The organism is Roseibium sp., from assembly GCF_051016195.1.
Classification (GTDB): Bacteria; Pseudomonadota; Alphaproteobacteria; order Rhizobiales; family Stappiaceae; genus Roseibium.
Genome location: NZ_CP134616.1, coordinates 1,766,987 through 1,785,537, shown reverse-complemented (window position 1 = coordinate 1,785,537; position 18,551 = coordinate 1,766,987). Strand labels below are relative to the sequence as shown.

The 18,551-nt window shown below is 59.9% G+C and carries 19 protein-coding genes; 7 read left to right on the top strand and 12 right to left on the bottom strand.

All coding sequences use genetic code 11. From position 1 onward, the window contains the following. Positions 1–35: 35 nt before the first annotated feature. Positions 36–647, bottom strand: coding sequence for an arylesterase (locus RDA78_RS08235; RefSeq protein WP_434056119.1), 612 nt, complete (start codon positions 645–647; stop codon positions 36–38). A 142-nt stretch (positions 648–789) separates the two neighbouring features. On the opposite strand from RDA78_RS08235, the gene RDA78_RS08230 reads away from it, so the two are divergent. The 4 genes from RDA78_RS08230 (at position 790) to RDA78_RS08215 (ending at position 5,961) form a co-directional block, all read left to right on the top strand. After that, complete coding sequence (locus tag RDA78_RS08230; protein ID WP_434054841.1) at positions 790–1,506, top strand: ABC transporter ATP-binding protein; 717 nt, start codon at positions 790–792, stop codon at positions 1,504–1,506. Next, entirely contained in the window at positions 1,503–4,085 is a 2,583-nt protein-coding gene (locus RDA78_RS08225) for an ABC transporter permease (RefSeq protein WP_434054840.1), read from the top strand. Before RDA78_RS08230 ends, RDA78_RS08225 begins: the two co-directional genes overlap by 4 nt. Positions 4,086–4,233: 148 nt before the next feature. Further along, positions 4,234–5,007 (top strand): hypothetical protein, encoded by a 774-nt coding sequence (locus RDA78_RS08220; protein ID WP_434054839.1) that lies wholly within the window; start codon positions 4,234–4,236, stop codon positions 5,005–5,007. Between the two features lie 171 nt (positions 5,008–5,178). Continuing rightward, the gene (locus RDA78_RS08215) at positions 5,179–5,961 is read left to right on the top strand and encodes a Bax inhibitor-1/YccA family protein (protein WP_421980192.1); all 783 of its coding nucleotides are present in this window, start codon (positions 5,179–5,181) and stop codon (positions 5,959–5,961) included. Positions 5,962–6,042: 81 nt separating this feature from the next. Here RDA78_RS08215 and RDA78_RS08210 read toward each other — a convergent pair whose 3' ends face one another. Beyond that, positions 6,043–6,432, bottom strand: a complete 390-nt coding sequence (locus RDA78_RS08210) for a DUF2794 domain-containing protein (protein ID WP_434054838.1) — start codon at positions 6,430–6,432, stop codon at positions 6,043–6,045. 541 nt (positions 6,433–6,973) lie between these two features. On the opposite strand from RDA78_RS08210, the gene RDA78_RS08205 reads away from it, so the two are divergent. Continuing rightward, positions 6,974–7,492 carry an N-acetyltransferase family protein gene (locus RDA78_RS08205; protein ID WP_434054837.1) on the top strand — a complete coding sequence of 173 codons (519 nt, stop codon included), beginning with the start codon at positions 6,974–6,976 and terminating at the stop codon, positions 7,490–7,492. Positions 7,493–7,508: 16 nt separating this feature from the next. Here RDA78_RS08205 and RDA78_RS08200 read toward each other — a convergent pair whose 3' ends face one another. Next, positions 7,509–8,084, bottom strand: a complete 576-nt coding sequence (locus RDA78_RS08200; RefSeq protein ID WP_434054836.1) for a hypothetical protein — start codon at positions 8,082–8,084, stop codon at positions 7,509–7,511. Between the two features lie 130 nt (positions 8,085–8,214). On the opposite strand from RDA78_RS08200, the gene ppa reads away from it, so the two are divergent. After that, the gene (ppa, locus tag RDA78_RS08195; RefSeq protein WP_434054835.1) at positions 8,215–8,754 is read left to right on the top strand and encodes an inorganic diphosphatase; all 540 of its coding nucleotides are present in this window, start codon (positions 8,215–8,217) and stop codon (positions 8,752–8,754) included. Positions 8,755–8,794: 40 nt separating this feature from the next. On the opposite strand, the gene RDA78_RS08190 is transcribed toward ppa, so the two are convergent. From RDA78_RS08190 to gcvT, 8 genes are all read right to left on the bottom strand, one after another. Next, positions 8,795–9,229, bottom strand: coding sequence for a metallopeptidase family protein (locus tag RDA78_RS08190; protein ID WP_434054834.1), 435 nt, complete (start codon positions 9,227–9,229; stop codon positions 8,795–8,797). 38 nt (positions 9,230–9,267) lie between these two features. Further along, positions 9,268–9,522: a hypothetical protein gene (locus RDA78_RS08185; protein ID WP_434054833.1), complete on the bottom strand. Its 255-nt coding sequence runs from the start codon at positions 9,520–9,522 to the stop codon at positions 9,268–9,270. Further along, the gene (locus RDA78_RS08180) at positions 9,519–10,043 is read right to left on the bottom strand and encodes a disulfide bond formation protein B (RefSeq protein ID WP_434054832.1); all 525 of its coding nucleotides are present in this window, start codon (positions 10,041–10,043) and stop codon (positions 9,519–9,521) included. The genes RDA78_RS08185 and RDA78_RS08180 overlap by 4 nt, the downstream gene beginning before the upstream one ends. A 14-nt stretch (positions 10,044–10,057) precedes the next feature. Then, a complete protein-coding gene (locus RDA78_RS08175; protein WP_434054831.1) occupies positions 10,058–10,636 on the bottom strand; it encodes a YqaA family protein in 579 nt (192 codons plus the stop codon). A 147-nt stretch (positions 10,637–10,783) separates the two neighbouring features. Further along, positions 10,784–12,199: an L-serine ammonia-lyase gene (locus tag RDA78_RS08170; RefSeq protein WP_434054830.1), complete on the bottom strand. Its 1,416-nt coding sequence runs from the start codon at positions 12,197–12,199 to the stop codon at positions 10,784–10,786. Positions 12,200–12,246: 47 nt separating this feature from the next. Further along, the gene (gcvP, locus tag RDA78_RS08165; RefSeq protein WP_434054829.1) at positions 12,247–15,102 is read right to left on the bottom strand and encodes an aminomethyl-transferring glycine dehydrogenase; all 2,856 of its coding nucleotides are present in this window, start codon (positions 15,100–15,102) and stop codon (positions 12,247–12,249) included. Positions 15,103–15,113: 11 nt separating this feature from the next. Beyond that, positions 15,114–15,479: a glycine cleavage system protein GcvH gene (gcvH, locus tag RDA78_RS08160; protein ID WP_434054828.1), complete on the bottom strand. Its 366-nt coding sequence runs from the start codon at positions 15,477–15,479 to the stop codon at positions 15,114–15,116. Between the two features lie 16 nt (positions 15,480–15,495). Further along, positions 15,496–16,593, bottom strand: coding sequence for a glycine cleavage system aminomethyltransferase GcvT (gene gcvT, locus RDA78_RS08155; RefSeq protein WP_434054827.1), 1,098 nt, complete (start codon positions 16,591–16,593; stop codon positions 15,496–15,498). 279 nt (positions 16,594–16,872) lie between these two features. Here gcvT and RDA78_RS08150 point away from each other — a divergent pair, with 279 nt between their 5' ends. Continuing rightward, positions 16,873–17,472 carry a helix-turn-helix domain-containing protein gene (locus tag RDA78_RS08150; protein WP_434054826.1) on the top strand — a complete coding sequence of 200 codons (600 nt, stop codon included), beginning with the start codon at positions 16,873–16,875 and terminating at the stop codon, positions 17,470–17,472. A 30-nt stretch (positions 17,473–17,502) separates the two neighbouring features. On the opposite strand, the gene speB is transcribed toward RDA78_RS08150, so the two are convergent. Beyond that, the gene (speB, locus tag RDA78_RS08145; protein ID WP_434054825.1) at positions 17,503–18,468 is read right to left on the bottom strand and encodes an agmatinase; all 966 of its coding nucleotides are present in this window, start codon (positions 18,466–18,468) and stop codon (positions 17,503–17,505) included. Between the last annotated feature and the right edge of the window lie 83 nt (positions 18,469–18,551).

The following is an 18,551-nucleotide window of genomic DNA, read 5'->3' as shown; positions in this document are numbered from 1 at the left end:
TGCGGAAACGCAGGGTCTGGGAGCCGGACGGCTCCTCAGGAGGATTGGGCTCTTGCCAGAAGTTCTTCTACTTTCGGCAGGATGTTTTCAACGATGACGGCAACACCGTCCGCATTCGGGTGCATGCCATCGGAAAGGTTCAGGTCCGAGTTGAGGGCGACGCCTTCAAGAAAGAACGGATAAAGCAACGCGTCGTGCGACTTTGCAAGGTCTGCATAGATCGGATCGAAAACATCAGCATATTCGGGACCGAGATTTCGCGGCGCGAGCATCCCGGCAAGCAGCACTTCAACGCCGCGCTCGCGCAGCCGACGTGTCATCTCGTCCAGGTTCTTGCGCGTGAGATCAGGCTGAATACCACGAAGGGCGTCGTTTGCACCCAGCTCGAGGATGACCGCATCCGCGTCCGGGCCGACCGACCAGTCGAGCCGTGAGAGGCCACCGGAAGTGGTGTCGCCCGACACGCCCGCATTGACGACCTCGACCGAAAATCCCCGCTCATCAAGGGCTTTTTGCAGCTGTTCGGGAAAGCCCTCCTCCGGTCCCAGCTGATACCCGGCGGACAGGCTGTCACCAAGAACAACAAGCTTCAGGTCGGCGGAAAAGGCGGTTGCCGGTGAAAACAGGAACACCAGAACGCTGAAAATTAGGCAGAAACGGTTCACTTTAAAACTCTTTCAGGACTGGAAGACCAACCACATCAGGCCCATATGGTCGCAGAGCGCTCAAAAGTCGAGTACGGACGTCGATCAGGAAGACGTCAACCAAGCCCTTTGTAAAGGTCTGATGATGACAAATACACCCGCGATTTCCCTCAAGAACGTGCATCTAACGCTTGGGGAGGGCGCCGGCAGGGTCCACATCCTGAAAGGCATCGACCTCGACATAGAAAAGGGAATGTCGGTTGGTCTCGTCGGACCGTCCGGATCCGGCAAATCCACCTTGCTCATGGTGATGGCCGGTCTCGAGCGGGCCGACGAAGGGACCGTTGTTGTCGCCGGTTCCGAGCTCGGACCGTTGTCGGAGGACCAGCTCGCGCGGTTCCGGGGCCGCAAGGTCGGCATCATATTCCAGTCCTTTCACCTTGTTCCGAACATGACTGCGCTGGAAAACGTCGCCGTGCCGCTTGAACTCGCGGGCGACACTTCCGCTTTCGAAAAGGCAAAGGCGGAACTGGACGCGGTCGGCCTTGGACATCGCCTCCACCACTACCCGGCGCAGATGTCAGGCGGTGAGCAACAGCGCGTCGCGGTTGCCCGCGCCCTCGTTGTCGAACCCGAAATCCTGATTGCGGACGAACCGACAGGCAACCTCGACGATTCGACCGGCACGCAGATCGTCGACCTGATGTTCAGCGCACAGCGCGAGCGCAAGACCACGCTGGTTCTGGTGACCCACGACCCCGCTCTTGCCGAACAATGCGACCGGATGATCCGGGTCCGCTCCGGTGAAATCGAGGAGGAAACAGCTGAAGGGCAGGTCGCGCAGCAAGAGGTCACCGCATGAGCGGCTTTGTGCCTTCCGGCTCAGCCGCCGGCAATCAGACATTCGCCCTGGCAAGCCGCTTCGCCTTGAGAGAACTTCGGGGCGGCCTAAAGGGTTTCTACATCTTCATCGCCTGCATCGCCCTCGGTGTCGCCGCGATTGCCGGCGTTACGTCGGTTTCCCGGGCGCTGACCGAAGGCATCGCCAATGAAGGACAGGCAATCCTGGGCGGCGATCTCTCCTTTTCGTTGATCCACCGGCAGGCGGGAGCCGAGGAGACGGCGTTTTTGGAAACCCTCGGCTCGGTCTCGCGTGTTGCAACGTTGCGCGCCATGACGCGTCGCTCCGACACGGGAGAACAGGCCCTCGTCGAACTGAAGGCCGTGGACAACGCCTATCCGCTCTATGGCACGCTCGACCTGCAATCCGGCGGGTCCCTTGACGACGCGCTGTCGCAGCAGGACGGCGTCTGGGGGGCGGTTGCGGACCTGGCGCTGCTCGCGCGGCTGGATGTCGAGATCGGCGACACTCTGGCGCTTGGCCGTTCGACGGTCCGCATCACGGATGTCATCGAAACCGAGCCGGACAAGCTGACGGGCGGCATGGAATTCGGTCCGCGCCTCATGATTTCCGATGCGGCGATCGGCGATACCGACCTGGTGCAACCGGGAAGTCTCGTGCGCTGGCGTTACCGCGTTCGCATGTCGCCGGCGCCGGCCCTTGGAGACATCGAAAACGTGATTGAGCAGGTCAAGGCCGAGCAGCCGGAAGCGGACTGGAGAATCCGGTCGCGCGCGAACGCATCGCCGGGCCTTCAGCGCAGCATCGGACGCTTTGCCCAGTTCCTGACACTCGTGGGCCTGACCGCACTCGTTGTCGGCGGTGTCGGCGTTGCAAACGCCATCCGCGCCTACCTGGAAACCAAACGGGAAGTCATCGCGAGCTTCAAGTGCCTCGGCGCGACCGGTGACTTCGTCTTCCGGATCTATCTCATTCAGATGCTGGTGATCGCGCTGATCGGAATCGGGATCGGGCTGGCGATCGGTGCCCTGATACCGTTCGCGGCCGCGGCGGCCCTCGCCAACGTTCTGCCCGTTCAGCTTGCAGCAAACATCTATCCGGCGGAACTCGGCCTCGGGCTTGTCTACGGGCTTCTGACGGCACTTGCATTTGCCTTGTGGCCGCTTGGGCGCGCGCATGATGTTCCCCCTACAGCGCTCTTCCGCGACATCGTCACCGGGGGCACGAAGCTGCCGCGCAAGCGGTATCTGACCGCAACCGCGATCATGGTTGTCCTGTTGGCCGGGATCGCGGTGCTGCTGTCCCACGACAAGTTCATTGCCACCGTCTACATCACGGCATCGGCAGGAGCGTTCATTTTGCTTGTGCTGGTGGCCAGGGTGATCATGGCACTGGCGCGCAGGCTGCCGAGCGTGCGCTCCACCGAATTGCGGCTGGCGATCGCGAACATCCACCGGCCGGGAGCGCTCACGCCCTCTGTGGTCCTGTCGCTCGGACTTGGTCTGTCCCTGCTTGTCGCACTGGCCCTGATCGACGGCAACCTCAGGCGCGAACTGACCGCGACGATGGCGGACAAGGCGCCAAGTTTCTTTTTTGTTGATATCCAGAGCCATGAGCGCGATGCGTTCAACGATCTGCTCCGCGCGGAAGCGCCTTCCAGCGAGATGCGTAGCGTGCCGATGCTGCGCGGGCGCATCGTCAGCCTGAACGACATTCCGTCCGACCAGTTCGAACCGGCGCAGGAAGGATCCGACTGGGTCCTGCGCGGGGACCGCGGGATCACCTATGAAACCGCGCTTCCTGAAAACTCAAAACTGACGGAAGGAAGCTGGTGGCCGGAAGACTATTCCGGTGTGCCGCTCGTGTCGTTCGACGCAGAAGCAGCCACGGATCTCGGACTGAACATCGGCGACAAGGTCACGGTCAACGTCCTGGGACGTGAGATCTCGGCGGAGATCGCCAACTTCCGCGACATCGAATGGCAATCCCTGTCGATCAATTTTGTCATGGTCTTTTCCCCGAACACCTTTGCCGGTGCGCCCCACGCCCATCTCATGACGCTTGGCTGGGAAGAGGACGTTCCGACGCAGACCGAACTGGACCTCCTGAAGACCGTGTCGAACACGTTCCCGACGGTGACATCCGTGCGCGTGAAGGACGCGATCGCGCAGGTCAACGATCTTGTCGCCCAGCTGGCATGGGCGATACGCGGCGCCAGTTCCATTACCCTGATCGCCAGTGTCCTGGTACTCGCCGGTGCTCTTGCCGCTGGTCATAGAAACCGCATCTACGACGCTGTCATCCTGAAAACGATCGGAGCCACGAGGCCGAGGCTCATTTTGGCCTACGGCATGGAATACGCCATTCTGGGCCTCACAACCGCCGTGTTTGCGCTTGTCGCGGGCGGAATTGCAGCATGGTTCGTGATCACGCGCATCATGGAAGGATCCTTTGTGCTGATGCCGGTGACAGCTGCAGGAGCGGCGCTGGTCGCGCTGGTGCTGACGGTCGGATTCGGCCTGATCGGCACCTGGCGGATTCTTGGTGAGAAACCCGCTCCCGTCCTGCGCAATCTCTGACGTTGACCGCCGTTTCTGGCCTCCCTGCAGCGACTGTTTCAAAAACCCGGTTTCTCGTCATACTATGCAACCGGGTCCTGCTTGCATGCACCTCCGTTCTTGGGTATCCGAATAGCTCGGGAAACGGAACGGAAAAAGGGCAGGTTCCATGTTTGAAGTAACCAAGCGGTCAGCACTGAAAGTCATCGCGGCAGCAGGGATCGTCGCGTCGATGGCAGCGCTCCCATTCACGACGCCGGCACAGGCCGAAAGCCCGTTTCACACGGGTGTCTGGCAGTTGAACACGCCGGAAGGTCCGCGTGGACTTGTCGTCAGCGACTGGCTGGTTTTCGAGGATGGCCTGCCGAAACGCTGGCTTTATCGCCGCGCCGGCACGAATGACGAAAACCAGTTCGATTTCTTCAGCCGCACGATGGGTGACTCGGGCTACACGCCTGTTGGAATCCGCGTTTACCGGACCGGCGAAAATTCGATGAAATACACGCTTGCTCCCAAGGGTGAACAACCGGTCGAGGTCTCGGCGGCGCGCCTGTCGATCCCGAATTTCGAGAACTCCTGCCTGTCCGTGGAAAAGAAGGGCAAGCGGTTCTTCGGCAACTGGGTCGGAACCAGCGGATCGAAACTCAAGAAACTCAATGTCGGCAAGTCCAAGATGACCATTGACGGCGAAGCAAAGGAGATTTCGATCGAGGAAGTGCGCGTCGGCCGGATGGGCATCACCGAAGGCGGCAAACCGGTCGCATTCCTGACGGACGCGGGCGGCGACTACGCGGTCCTGCAGTGGTTCAAACCGGGCGTAACCGTCGAACAGATGCGCAACAAGGAACGGGAAATCCTTGATTTTGCGTCGGAAGAGATCGTGCGCAATCCGGGTGGCGATTGCGACCGCCAGATCGCATCCCGCCTCAAGGCAATGAAATAACTCTCATTTCCTTAAGCATAATGAGGTATAGTGCGGTCAGGAGCAGAAAGATTAAGATTTTTTCAGAAAATCGATCTTGTGCTTGTGTCCGCATTTTCCCATATGTTGAGGGAGTTGTGCTGCATGTAATGGTACATGCAAAAATCGATCTAGAAGGGGAAGAACACAACCATGTCGACCTTTGACCGTCAATCTCAAGGCGCCTACACCGTTGCCGGCTCGCGCGCCGAGGCCGGCATCGATCAGGGCCTGCGCGCCTACATGCTGGGCGTCTACAACTACATGACCATCGGCCTTGCGCTGACCGGTTTCTTCGCTTTGGCAACAATGATGCTGGCGACGACCTCCGATCAGAGCGCGGCTGTTGCCACGATGGGCAACGGAACGATGCTCACCCAGCTCGGCGTTACGCTTTACGGCAGCCCGCTGAAATGGGTCGTGATGCTCGCTCCGCTTGGAATGGTGCTCTGGCTTTCGTTCCGCGTCCAGTCCATGAGCGCGTCATCCGCGCGCACCATGTTCCTGGTGTACTCGGCCATCATGGGAATCTCGCTGTCGTCGATCTTCCTGGTCTACACCGGTGGCTCGATCGCGCGCGTGTTCTTCATCACGGCCGCATCCTTCGGTGCGCTGAGCATCTTCGGTTACACCACCAAGAAGGATCTCTCCGGTTGGGGTTCGTTCCTCTTCATGGGTCTGATCGGGATCATCATCGCGTCGATCGTGAACATCTTCATGGCGTCTTCCGCCCTGCAGTTCGCGATCTCCGTCATCGGTGTTCTGGTGTTCGCCGGCCTGACCGCGTACGACACCCAGCAGATCAAGGAAATGTACTACGAAGGTGACAGCGGCGAAGTTGCCACCAAGAAGTCCGTCATGGGCGCGCTGCGTCTCTACCTCGACTTCATCAACATGTTCCTGATGCTGCTGCAGCTGTTCGGCAACCGCGAATAAGCAATACGCTGCATACAAACGGAAAAGCCCGGCTCATGCCGGGCTTTTTTGTGTCTGTTGAATTGTTTGGTTTCAGCCCGATCAGGCGTCGACCACCCGCAGGTGTTTTTTCTTTTCCAGAACACGCAGGACCTGTGCAAGATCATGGCCGCGTTTCAGGATCATGCCACCCGCGCCGACAACACTGTAAGCACCCTGGCGGCGCGACAGCTTCGGGTCTTTCTCGATACGGTAGAGCGGCATTTCGGACGTCCGCCGGAATACGGAAAAGACCGCCTTGTCCTTGAGAAGATCCATTGCATAGTCGCGCCACTCGCCATCCGCAACCATTCGGCCATAGAGCCGCAGGATCGTGTCGAGTTCTTTCCGGTTGAAGGCGACGACAGGTTTGGGAGGTGGAGCCGGTTGGCTTAGCGGCGACGGGTTGGTTCCCGCGCCGCGCTGAAACGCGCTATCATCGGCTTCGCTCATTCCGCCTCCATGCGATCGTTACCCCGCAAACGGCCCCGGTCGATCGGTGCCGGGATCATCTTCCTGTCATGATGCGTCGCAATTGGGGCCAATGGCAAGCCCGCGCATTCAGAAACATGTTTCCGGCTCACGAATGCGTGAGGCGAAGGGGCGGTTTTAGCATGATTGCAGGCTATTTTTTACGTAACGGCAACTTGCCCCGAAAGAATGCCCAAATTTCCTTGATTTTGCCGCAATCCAGCCCTTGGCAAGCCATTTTGACTACCCATATTTCCATCATACCCTGATGGGTGTGACCAGTAAGGATCGCGGAATGCATTAGCCCCCCAGCCCCCCGGGGTTCTTACCAGTCAGCCAGATTTACAGAGTCAAACATCAGGGCAACTGAAGGGCCGGCATTATGCCGGCCCTTTTCATTTGCGTCACCATGGTCTCATGAACCGCAGCCTGTCTGCCGGCCACAAGTCGCCGCTCACTTTTCGAGCGCGCGCGCACATTTGCCCCTTCTCCATTTCCACGCTTGTTGTATCCTTTGATCAGGATGAGCACGGATCTGATCGATTTACGCGCGGCACGGCCCGCAGATTGCGAAGCACTCGCCGGCATTCACAGCGAGGCGTGGCTCGGTGCGTACCGGGGCGTGCTGCATGGCGTCGACCTCCAGAAAATGGTGTCGCGGCGCGGCACGGGCTGGTGGCGCGGCGCCCTGGAACGCGGTGTCGAGATCAAGATCCTGAGCGTCGCCGATATCCCCGCCGGCTACGCGACATTCGGGCGATGCCGCCTGCGCGATACCGCGATGGAAGGGGAAATCTACGAACTCTATCTAAAGCCGGAATACCAGGGGCTTGGATTCGGAAAGGCCCTCTTCGCCAGCGTGCGCAAGACACTTGCCTCAAGAAACCTGCAGGGCCTTGCCGTTCAGGTCCTCAGTGACAACGAGCCCGCCCGCAACTTCTACCGTGCCCTTGGCGGCAGGCTGACTGCCAAATCCTGGTACAAGATGGGCGGCCGGCGCATGGAACTCTCCATCTACACCTGGCCGGGCAAGAACACCTGACCTCCTGATATGGGCGTCAATACAATATGCCCCTGTTCCCGGGAACCGTCGGAGGCGCGGCGCAATCGTAAGTGCCGGCCATGCTGTCCGCCAGATCGCGGCTCATCTGATTGGCACCCGGGTTTGCCTGCGCGTCGATCCTGCCGATCTGGCAGGTCGCTCCCGGTTTCAGCTGGGTCACGATGAGCACGCTTCCGGTCCTTCGGCCTTCGTCAAGACTGGGAAACCACCTCAGGATCGTTGCAACCGGCACCCCGTCCCGCAAGCGCCACTCCAGCGTCTCGTTGATCGTGTTGAACTGGGGAAGCGTCTGACCGGCGGCTGGTTCCCGCGCCGCATCGGGTCCGAACGAAACGAACATGCGCAGATCCCCTTCCGAAACAAGAACCTGAACCCCTTCATACCCGGGACAGCTCCAGCTGCCGCCGAAGGTTCCTTCATCCGCGGCACTTTCCAGTTGGGTGCATGTTTCAAGCTCGATCTTGGTGTAAGCGCTCGTGATCTCTTCCGCCCCGGCACTCGAGCCGGCGCAGGCCAATGCAATCGCCAGGAGGGCCGGGTATCGCTGGATGAAGGATAAATTTCTCAGCATTTGTGATGTCTCCGGAACCGTTTGTGCGAGTTGATCAGTGCTTTCGACTTTTGGTGCAATGCAAAATAATAGCTTGAACTTCTCCGGCAGGATTGCGATAGACGCTGCAGTAATCAACAGGAGTTTCAAAATGCGTATCGACGCCGTGCCAATCGGCAGCAACCCGCCGGAAGACATCAACGTGATCATCGAGGTGTCTGTGGGCGGCGAGCCGATCAAATACGAGATGGACAAGGACGCCGGTGCCATGTACGTCGACCGCTTTCTCTATACTCCGATGCGTTACCCGGGCAACTACGGTTTCGTTCCGCACACGTTGTGCGGCGACGGCGACCCGATCGACGTGGTGGTTGTCAATCAACGTCCGATCGTCCCAGGGGCGATCATGTCCTGCCGCCCCATCGGCGTCCTCATGATGGAAGACGAGTCCGGTCAGGATGAAAAGATCATTGCTGTTCCCGGACAGAAACTCACCAAGCGTTATGCGCACATTCACGATGTGAGCGACCTGCCACAGATCACGGTAGATCAGGTCAAGCATTTCTTCGAGCACTACAAGGATCTGGAACCCGGTAAATGGGTGAAGGTCACCGGTGTCGAGGGCGCCGAAGTGGCAAAGAAACTGATCACTGAATCGATCGAACGCGCCCAGGCTGCGCCGGCCGAGTAGGAATTGCCAAGAATACAACTCAGGTGAGGCCGCAGGCGGATCAAAGGTCCGCGGCGGCCTCAATGCGTTCCATGTCCTGGTCGGACAGGCCGAAATGGTGGCCGATTTCATGGATCAGGACATGCGCCACGACATCGCCGAGTGTTTCGTCCATCGCCGCCCAATAGTCGAGAATAGGCCGTCTGAAGAGCCAGATACGGTTCGGCATCTGACCGGTATGCTCAGCATCGCCTCCATGCGCAAGGCCCTGCCCTTCAAACAGCCCAAGCAGATCATGCGGATCTTCGATGGACAGCGCATCCAGAACGTCGTCAGGCGCGTAGTCCGTGAGGCTTACCTGGATGTGGCCGCAGCGCAGCAGCACGTCGTCCGGCAGGCCCGCGAGGACTTCGCTGGCCATCCGTTCGAAATCGGACAGATCCGGTGCCTTGAGGTCTGACCAGTCGCTGCGGCTGATCGGTCGGACGGATGCCATGATACCTGCCTTGGTTCTCAAAAAACGCAGACTTCCGGCTACAGGTAGGTGACTGCGAGGTAAATCACCAGCCCGATCGCGAAAATCACCCCGGCTCCCCTGCCTATACGGGTTCCCCAGACCTCGATCTGATCGTCTTCGTCCTTGTCGGCGGCACTCAAGTGATCTTTTGCCCTGTCGGCCATGCGCACAAAGGTCGAACCGACGATCGTCTCGCTTTCGGCCTGGACGCGATCAAGTGCCTTGAGGGCTTCCTCGCGCTGTTCTTCCTTCGGATGCTTTTTTTGACTCATGCGTTCACAGTCGCTGTGTTTCCCGCCCGATTCAACAAAAAAGCCGCAACGAGGGCAAGGATGGCAAGCCCTCCTGATGCGACCGCATTCCAACCGGCAAAGGAAAGACCCAGCATGCGCCAGCTGGCTTCGGTGCAGCTGACGATCCGTGTCGACTGTAGCGCCTGCAGCATGTTCGCGGCCGAGTCGGGTGCTGCCGAGCCGCCCCCACAATCATTGGGGCCCGCCCAGAACTGCCACTCGGCCCCTGCCTGGTAAATACCCAGGCCCGATCCATAGGCAAAGATCGCCGCCACGCCAAGAAGAGCCAGGAGGGCCAGAACCGTCCGCTGCGTTGCGATCAGCGCGAGGGCAAGCGCCGTTAGCGGCAGACCCGCATAGTAGGGAACCCGCTGCTCCAGACAGAGCTTGCAGGGAACATATCCGCCAATCAGTTGAAAGCCCCAGGCCGTTGCAATCACGGCAAGCCCGCCCGCCAGGACAAGGCCGGTCACGTTTCGAGCGTTCAAGCCCTGGATCATCGCATCCTCTTCAATCAGATGTAGCGCAACAGTATGAAGCCACCGACCAGCAACACCACAAATAGGGTGAACATGAGACCGAGGCGTTTCTCGATAAAGTCCTTGATCGGCGGGCCGAAGAAATAAAGCAGTCCGGCGACGATGAAGAAACGAATTCCTCTGGAGACGATACTGGCGACAATGAAGATCGGCAGGCTGAGCCCGGCCACGCCGGAGGCGATGGTGATGACCTTGTAGGGAAAGGGTGTCAGACCGGCGATGAAGACGAACCACCAGCCCCAATGATTGAACACCGCGCTGAACTCGTCGAACTTGTCCATCTTGCCGTAGAAGCTCAGGATCGGTTCGGCGACCTGTTCAAACAGGAACATGCCGATCAGGTAACCCAGTATGCCGCCGAGAACAGATGTCAGGGTGCACAGCAGCGCATACCACCAGGCCTTCTCTCTGCGCGCAATTACCATCGGGATCAGCAGGATGTCCGGCGGGATGGGAAAGAAGGAACTTTCAACGAAGGAAACGGACCCGAGCGCGGCAGGTGCGCGCGGTCCGGCGGCAAGGGACAGTGTCCAGTCGTAGAGGCGTCTGATCATGGCGCTTCCATAGCGGCAGCGGCTTAAAAAGTCACCAACAGATACGCCAAAATCCGGGATTGACCAAAATTGTCGCATGCAGGCCTGATGCCAGCTTGTAGCACGCCAGCCTCGCCGTCCGAAGACCGGCCGTCCTGACGCACGTTTTCAGCACTCAGGCAGGTTGACGGCGAGACCGCCGAGGGAGGTTTCCTTGTACTTGTCACGCATGTCCTGCCCTGTCTGCCGCATCGTTTCGATGCAATTGTCCAGCGGCATGAAATGAACGCCATCCCCGTGGAGTGCGAGTGAAGCGGCCGAAACGGCCTTGATCGCACCCATGCCGTTCCGCTCGATGCAGGGAACCTGGACAAGCCCTTTCACCGGATCACATGTCATGCCGAGGTGATGTTCGAGCGCAATCTCGGCCGCGTTCTCCACCTGTGCGTTGCTTCCGCCGAGCGCTGCGCACAGTCCTGCAGCCGCCATTGCAGAGGCCGACCCGACTTCCGCCTGGCAGCCGCATTCCGCACCTGAAATCGACGCGTTGTGCTTGATCAGCCCGCCGATCGCGGCTGCCGTCAGCAGGAAATCGTCGATCCCCGTCCGGGATGTGTCGACACAGTGGTCCCGGTAATACCGGATCACCGCCGGCACCACCCCTGCCGCGCCGTTGGTCGGAGACGTGACAACCTGGCCGCCCGCAGCGTTTTCCTCGTTCACTGCCATTGCGTAAACGGAAAGCCAGTCGTTGACGGCGTGCGGCTGCTGGTTGTTTGAACCGCTCTGGTCCAGAAGGCGCTGATGAATGGCCCTTGCCCGGCGCTTGACGCTCAATCCTCCGGGCAGGATGCCCTCTTGCGTGAGGCCGCGTGTGATACACGCATCCATGACCGACCAGATCGCCTCGAGACGGCTGTCGAGCGCGTCGCTTCCGAGGACGGACTCCTCGTTGGCCCGCTTCATGTCGGCGATGCTCAGGCCCGAGGCGCGTCCCATCTCGAGCATTTCTGCTGCAGATCCAAACGGAAACGGATAACCGATGGCTTCCTTTTCTTCGTGAAGATCCACGTCCGGCGCCTTTGCCGCCGCCTGGAGTTCGGCTTCCGTTGCGATGAACCCGCCACCGATGGAATAGTAGGTCTCGGCAAGCAGAACGTGACCGTCCTTGTCCAGTGCGGTCAGCTTCATGCCATTTGCATGCAGTGGCAGGGCGGGTCCGTAGTCGAAAACCAGGTCCTGATCCGGATCGAAATGGACGCGGCCGCAGTCACCGGCAACCAGGGACCGCGCCTCCTTCAATTGCGAGAGTTTTTGTTCCGCAAGATCAGCGTCGACACTGTCGGGACGGAAACCGAGCAGCCCGAGCATCACAGCACGGTCGGTCGCATGGCCTTTGCCGGTGAAGGCCAGCGATCCGTGAAGCGAGGCGCTTAACCGTGCGGCTTTTGCGGGTGGAAACCGTCCGCCGTCACCAGTCGCCAACCGGTCAAGGAAATCGACAGCGGCTGTCATCGGTCCCATCGTGTGCGACGACGATGGACCGATCCCGATCTTGAAAATATCGAAGACGCTGAGGAACATGCGGTCAGCCCTGAATGCGCAGCGCCCGTGAGCGCCGCGCTTTTGGTTTACTCGGCCGCTTCCGCGTAGTCCGACATTGGCGGACACGTGCAGACAAGGTTCCGGTCGCCATAGGCATTGTCGACCCGGTTGACCGGTGCCCAGTACTTGTCGACATCGAGAGACCCTGCCGGGTAACACGCCTGCTCGCGCGTATAGGGCCGGTTCCACTCACCAACGAGATCGGCAACCGTGTGTGGCGCATTCTTGAGCGGATTGTTGTCCGGATCGATCCTGCCGTCGATGATGTCCTGCGCTTCGGCGCGAATGGAGAGCATCGCGTCGCAGAACCGGTCCAGCTCTGCCTTCGGCTCCGATTCCGTCGGTTCGACCATGAGCGTACCGGCAACCGGCCAGGACATGGTCGGTGCATGAAAGCCGCTGTCCATCAGGCGCTTTGCAACGTCTTCCACAGTCACCCCGGCGCTGTCGGCAAGGGGACGGGTGTCAAGAATGCATTCGTGAGCAACCCGGCCGGTCTGCGAGGTATAGAGGATCTCGTAGGCATCCTTGAGACGTGCCGCGATGTAGTTGGCGTTCAAAATGGCGACCTTGGTTGCCTGCGTCAGGCCCGGTCCACCCATGAGCAGCACATAGGCCCAGCTCACCGGAAGGATGGAGGGAGACCCGAACGGCGCGGCGGAAACCGGCCCTACGGCCGTGCCGTACTCAGGATGCCCGGGCAGATATGGCTCCAGATGTGCCTTGACACCGATCGGGCCCATGCCCGGACCGCCGCCGCCATGCGGAATGCAGAAGGTCTTGTGCAGGTTGAGGTGACTGACATCGCCGCCGATGGCGCCCGGCTGCGACAGGCCGACCATCGCATTCATGTTTGCGCCGTCGATATAGACCTGGCCGCCATGATCATGGGTGATCTGACAGACCTCCTGGACGGTCTCCTCGAAGACGCCATGCGTCGACGGATAGGTGATCATGCAGGCCGCAAGGCTTTCCGAATGCTGCTCCGCCTTTTCACGGAAGTCATCCAGATCGATGTCGCCTTTTTCGTCGGACTTTACCGGCACGACCTTGTAGCCGACCATTTGCGCGGATGCCGGGTTGGTGCCGTGCGCCGACGTCGGGATCAGGCAGATGTTGCGATGACCTTCGCCCCGCGCAACGTGGTAGTTCCGGATGGTCAGGAGACCCGCATATTCACCCTGCGCACCGGAGTTCGGCTGCTGGCTGATCGCGTCATACCCCGTGATCTGGCACAGCTTGTCGTTCAGATCCGCGATCATCTCGTGATAGCCTGCGGCCTGGTCTTCCGGAACGAACGGATGCAGGTTGGAAAACTCCGGCCACGTCACCGGGATCATCTCGATGGTCGCATTCAGCTTCATCGTGCAGGACCCCAGCGGGATCATGGCCCGGTCAAGCGCCAGGTCACGATCCGCGAGCCGGCGCATGTAGCGCGTCATCTCCGCTTCCGCACGGTTCATGTGGAAGATCGGATGCGTAAGGTAAGCGCTTTCCCGCAAGGCATGCTGAGGCAGGCGGTAATCCCGGCTCAGTTCGCTGTCATCGATCATGTCGCCGCCGAAAGCCCGCCAGACCGCTTCAATGGTTTCCGGACGGGTCTGCTCATCAAGCGAAATCCCGACGCGGGTGTCGCCGACCTTGCGCAGGTTGATGCCGTTGGCCACCGCCGCGTTCATGACAACGCCCTGCAGGGCGCCGACATCGACGGTGATCGTATCAAAGAAGACATCCGGCTCGACCTTGAAGCCGAGCTTTTCAAGGCCCGTTGCCAGTCGCGATGTCTTGCGGTGAACCGATTGCGCGATGGCCTTGATGCCGTCCGGACCGTGATAGACCGCGTACATGGACGCAATCACCGCCAAAAGTGCCTGCGCGGTACAGACGTTGGAATTGGCCTTTTCGCGGCGAATGTGCTGTTCGCGGGTTTGCAGTGACAGGCGGTAGGCTTTCTTGCCGCGGCTATCGATCGAGACCCCGATGATCCGACCCGGCATGCTGCGCTTGAACGCATCCTTGCAGGACATGTAGGCGGCATGCGGGCCGCCGTACCCCATCGGAACACCGAAGCGCTGCGTGGACCCGACTGCGATATCAGCCCCCATTTCACCCGGCGATTTCAGCAGCGCGAGAGCCAGCGGATCGGCCGCGACGATGGCAAGCGCCCTGTTTTCGTGCAGCTTGCTGATGATGTCGGTGAAATCGCGCACATGCCCATAGGTGCCGGGATACTGGAAGATCGCACCGAAAACGGCTTCCGGATCGAGCGTGTCCGGGTTTCCGACCACGACTTCAATGCCGAGCGGTTCGGCGCGGGTCTCAATGACGGCGATATTCTGCTGGTGGCAGTTCTCGTCGACGAAGAACGTGTTCGACTTGGACTTCGCCGAGCGCTTCGCCATGGTCATGGCTTCGGCTGCCGCCGTGGACTCATCCAGGAGCGACGCGTTCGCGATGTCGAGCCCGGTGAGATCGGACACCATGGTCTGGAAGTTGAGCAAGGCTTCGAGACGCCCCTGCGAGATTTCCGGCTGATAGGGCGTATAGGCCGTGTACCAGGCCGGGTTCTCCAGGATGTTCCTGAGGATCGGTGCCGGGGTTGTGGTCCCGTAATAGCCCTGACCGATCAGGGACGTCAGCACCTTGTTCTTCGACGCCACCTGCTTCATGTGAAAGAGCGCATCACGTTCCGACAGGCCGGGACCGCCCCAGTCGAGCGCGTCCTGCTGGCGGATCGCCGGGGGCACGGTGGCATCGATCAGGTCATCGAGACTGGCAAAGCCGATCAGTTTCAGCATTTCCGCCATTTCGGACGGGGACGGTCCGATATGTCTGCGGTTGGCAAAATCATAGGCCTGATAGGTCGTAAGTTCGAAAGCCATGAAGCAGTCCTTTATGCGATGAAGGCCTTGTAGGCGTCGAGATCCATCAGTTCGCTCAGCTGGTCGGTGTTCGACAGCTTGATCTTGTACAGCCAGCCATCCGCTTCCGGGCTCTCGCTCAGTGTTGCCGGGCTGTCCGCCAGCGAGCCGTTCACCTCAACGATCTCGCCGTCGACGGGCGCATAGATCTCCGACGCGGCCTTGACCGATTCCACGACACCGATCTCGTCCGATTTTTCAAAGCTCTCGCCGGTCTCTTTCTGCTCCACGTAAACGATTTCGCCAAGCTGTTCGGCGGCATGCGCGGTGATCCCAAGGGTGGCGGTATCGCTCTCGACCTTGATCCACTCGTGGTCCTCGGAAAAATAGGTGCTCATGTCGGTCTCTCCACGATTAACGCTTGTAATTCTGTTTTACGAACGGCAGTGCGACAACCTCGGCCGGTTGCGCCTTGCCCCTGATCATCAAATTCACCTTGGTGCCGGGCTCAGCATGGGTCGCAGCGACATAGCCCATCGCGACCGGGCCTCCAGCCGTCGGGCCGAAACCGCCGGAGGTGATTTCACCGATTTTGCCGCCGTCCGGACTGTGAACCTCGACGCCGTGACGCGCCGGTGCACGTCCTTCCGGGCGAATCCCGACAAGCCTGCGTGACGGGCCGTCGGCAATCTCGCGCTGGATACGCTCCGCACCCGGAAAACCGCCCTCTTCACGGCGGCGTTTCTGGATCGCCCAGATCAGCGACGCCTCGATCGGCGAGGTCTCCGTGTCGATATCACTCCCGTAAAGACAAAGCCCGGCTTCGAGCCGGAGAGAATCGCGTGCGCCGAGGCCCGCAGCTTCACAGTTTTCGTCCGCCAGGAAGGCACGTGTCACGTCTTCAGCCTTGTCTTCGGGAATGGATATCTCGTAGCCATCCTCGCCGGTATAGCCGAGACGCGAGACGCGGCAGGAAACACCGTTGATGTCGGCGACCGTCGTTTCCATGAACTTGAGATCGCGCGCTGCCGGGCAAAGAGCCCCGACAACATCTTCCGCTTTGGGGCCCTGCACGGCGACAAGTGCACGGTCGAAGATCTCGGTCACCTCGACACCATCCAGATGAGCGGCCATGTGCGGAATGTCCTGGTGCCGCATCGATGCGTTGACCACGACAAAGAAATGATCGCCCGCGTTGGAGACGATCAGGTCGTCCATGATGCCGCCGTTCCCGTTCGTGAAAAACCCGTAACGCGCCTTGCCTTCCTTGAGCGTCGAAAACGCCTGCGGGCAGAGCGCTTCCAGCTTCTCGCCGACATTTTCGCCCTTGAGGATGACCTGACCCATGTGACTGACATCGAAAAGCGCAGCCTTCTCACGGCACTGCTTGTGCTCTCCCATGATGCCAAGCGGATACTGGACCGGCATTTCCCAGCCGGCGAAATCCACCATCTTTCCGCCCAGTTCCACATGGAGGTCATAAAGGGGCGTGCGCTTGGGAGCATCAGCCATGGTACCGGTCCTTTCCTGTTCCAGTCGGAGCAGCTCCGGCCCTGATCTGATGCCCGGTTTTCTTCGAGAGCGGGTTGTGGATCGGACAGGATGTCGTGGCATCGGGACAGATAAGGCTATCACCCTAGCGGATCACCGGAAACGCCACAACGCTCCCCTTTTCATCATTTGTTTCTTATAAGAAACTTTTCCATAATTGGCAACGTATGTTTTAATGAGAAGAAATTGACCCTTTTCTGAGACTGTGCGAGTTTCAAGGAAACATCGAAAAGAGCTGACATGGACCCGGTTTCCCAATCCGACGAAGACATCCCGGACGCAAGCGACACGGATCATCTGGGAAAGATGATCCGCGAGGCGAGGCTCAAGAAAGGCTGGACGCTGGAGGAAGCCGGAAAGGCAGCCGGCATCGGCCGGTCAACCCTGTCCAAGATCGAGAACAGCCTGACGCGGCCGAGTTTCGACATTGTGCGGCGCCTGACCAAGGCTCTTGAACTCAAGACGCCGCAACTCTTCGTGCAATCCGGCCCGAGCGACATATCCGGCCGCCGCGACGTCACTTTCGCGGGCAGCGGCGAACTGCAGGAAACCCCCACCTATTCGCACGAGCTCCTGTGCACCGAGCTGACCAGCAAACGCATGTTTCCATATATCAGCACGATCAAGGCGCGGGACGTCTCCGAATTCGACAGCTGGATCCGCCACCGGGGCGAGGAATTCATGTATGTCATCAGCGGCGAACTGACCTTCTTCACCGAGCACTACAGGCCGCTGCCGATGAAGGCCGGCGACAGCGTCTACTATGACAGCGGCATGGGCCACGGCTGCATTTCAACCGGCGAGGAGGACGCCAAGGTGCTCTGGGTCAGTCTCGAATAGACGGAATCTGCCCTGTTTCCTTTCGGAAACTCAGCTCTTGTTGTGGAAAATGAAGCCGATGAAGTTGAGCAGGATCTGCGCGGCCAGGATCTGCGTGCTCTGGCTCGGATCGTAATCGGGCGCAACTTCGACAAGGTCGATCCCGGCAACCTGTCCACGCCTGGACAGTCCCTGAAGGATCTCCAGAACATCGTAATAGAGAAAACCGCCATGGCTTGGCGTTCCCGTTCCGGGCGCGATCGAGGGACAGAACGCGTCTATGTCGATCGTGACGTAATAGCGGACGCCGGCGGGAATGCGTTCCAGAACGGCATCGGTTCCAAGCCTGCGCACCTGGCGGACGGACAGAATGTCCGAGCCCCGCGCACGCGCATCCTCGTAACCTTCCTTAGCGGTAGAGGACACGTTGCGAATACCCAGCTGGGTCATCCCGGAGACGTAGTCCTTTTCAATCGCCCGGCGCATCGGATTGCCATGGCCTGCCGTGACCCCGTGGCGCTCATCGACAAAATCCAGATGCGCGTCGATCTGAACCACGTGGATCGGCCCGTTCGCGGCACAATCCTCCTCAAAGGCGCTGATGCAGGGAATGTTCACCGAATGGTCGCCGCCGATCACCACAGGCAGTGCACCCGCCGTCAGGATTTTCTTCACACCGAATTCGATATTGGCGTGGCTTTCCTCGGTCTTGGTGTGGACGATGTCGGCATCACCGATATCGACAATGCGCACGTCCGCGCCAAGATAGGTCGCGTCATCCTCGTGATCGTAGGCGCCCGCATGGCCGAAACTGAACAGCGTCGACGCCTCGCGCACCGACCGCGGCCCGAACCGGGCACCGGACCGGAACTGGCAGCCGAAATCGAACGGAGCACCTAGGACGGCAACATCGGCATCGATCGCATCCCAGTCGGCGACATATTCCTTCTTGCCGAAAGTCGATATCCCGACAAAAGGCAGGTTCAGGCGGCCGGATTCATAACCGTGTCCCGACATGAGGCTCTCCGTTGTGCGTGTTGTTACGATTGCCCGAGCGGCATCCTACATTGATGGAATCATTGCCGTTTGCAAGCGAATGC

Coding starts and splice junctions, on each gene's coding strand:
- RDA78_RS08230 (WP_434054841.1), top strand. CDS start 790: ATGACAAATACACCCGCGATTTCCCTCAAGAACGTGCATCTAACGCTT.
- RDA78_RS08225 (WP_434054840.1), top strand. CDS start 1,503: ATGAGCGGCTTTGTGCCTTCCGGCTCAGCCGCCGGCAATCAGACATTC.
- RDA78_RS08220 (WP_434054839.1), top strand. CDS start 4,234: ATGTTTGAAGTAACCAAGCGGTCAGCACTGAAAGTCATCGCGGCAGCA.
- RDA78_RS08215 (WP_421980192.1), top strand. CDS start 5,179: ATGTCGACCTTTGACCGTCAATCTCAAGGCGCCTACACCGTTGCCGGC.
- RDA78_RS08210 (WP_434054838.1), bottom strand. CDS start 6,432: ATGAGCGAAGCCGATGATAGCGCGTTTCAGCGCGGCGCGGGAACCAAC.
- RDA78_RS08205 (WP_434054837.1), top strand. CDS start 6,974: ATGAGCACGGATCTGATCGATTTACGCGCGGCACGGCCCGCAGATTGC.
- RDA78_RS08200 (WP_434054836.1), bottom strand. CDS start 8,084: ATGCTGAGAAATTTATCCTTCATCCAGCGATACCCGGCCCTCCTGGCG.
- ppa (WP_434054835.1), top strand. CDS start 8,215: ATGCGTATCGACGCCGTGCCAATCGGCAGCAACCCGCCGGAAGACATC.
- RDA78_RS08190 (WP_434054834.1), bottom strand. CDS start 9,229: ATGGCATCCGTCCGACCGATCAGCCGCAGCGACTGGTCAGACCTCAAG.
- RDA78_RS08185 (WP_434054833.1), bottom strand. CDS start 9,522: ATGAGTCAAAAAAAGCATCCGAAGGAAGAACAGCGCGAGGAAGCCCTC.
- RDA78_RS08180 (WP_434054832.1), bottom strand. CDS start 10,043: ATGATCCAGGGCTTGAACGCTCGAAACGTGACCGGCCTTGTCCTGGCG.
- RDA78_RS08175 (WP_434054831.1), bottom strand. CDS start 10,636: ATGATCAGACGCCTCTACGACTGGACACTGTCCCTTGCCGCCGGACCG.
- RDA78_RS08170 (WP_434054830.1), bottom strand. CDS start 12,199: ATGTTCCTCAGCGTCTTCGATATTTTCAAGATCGGGATCGGTCCATCG.
- gcvP (WP_434054829.1), bottom strand. CDS start 15,102: ATGGCTTTCGAACTTACGACCTATCAGGCCTATGATTTTGCCAACCGC.
- gcvH (WP_434054828.1), bottom strand. CDS start 15,479: ATGAGCACCTATTTTTCCGAGGACCACGAGTGGATCAAGGTCGAGAGC.
- gcvT (WP_434054827.1), bottom strand. CDS start 16,593: ATGGCTGATGCTCCCAAGCGCACGCCCCTTTATGACCTCCATGTGGAA.
- RDA78_RS08150 (WP_434054826.1), top strand. CDS start 16,873: ATGGACCCGGTTTCCCAATCCGACGAAGACATCCCGGACGCAAGCGAC.
- speB (WP_434054825.1), bottom strand. CDS start 18,468: ATGTCGGGACACGGTTATGAATCCGGCCGCCTGAACCTGCCTTTTGTC.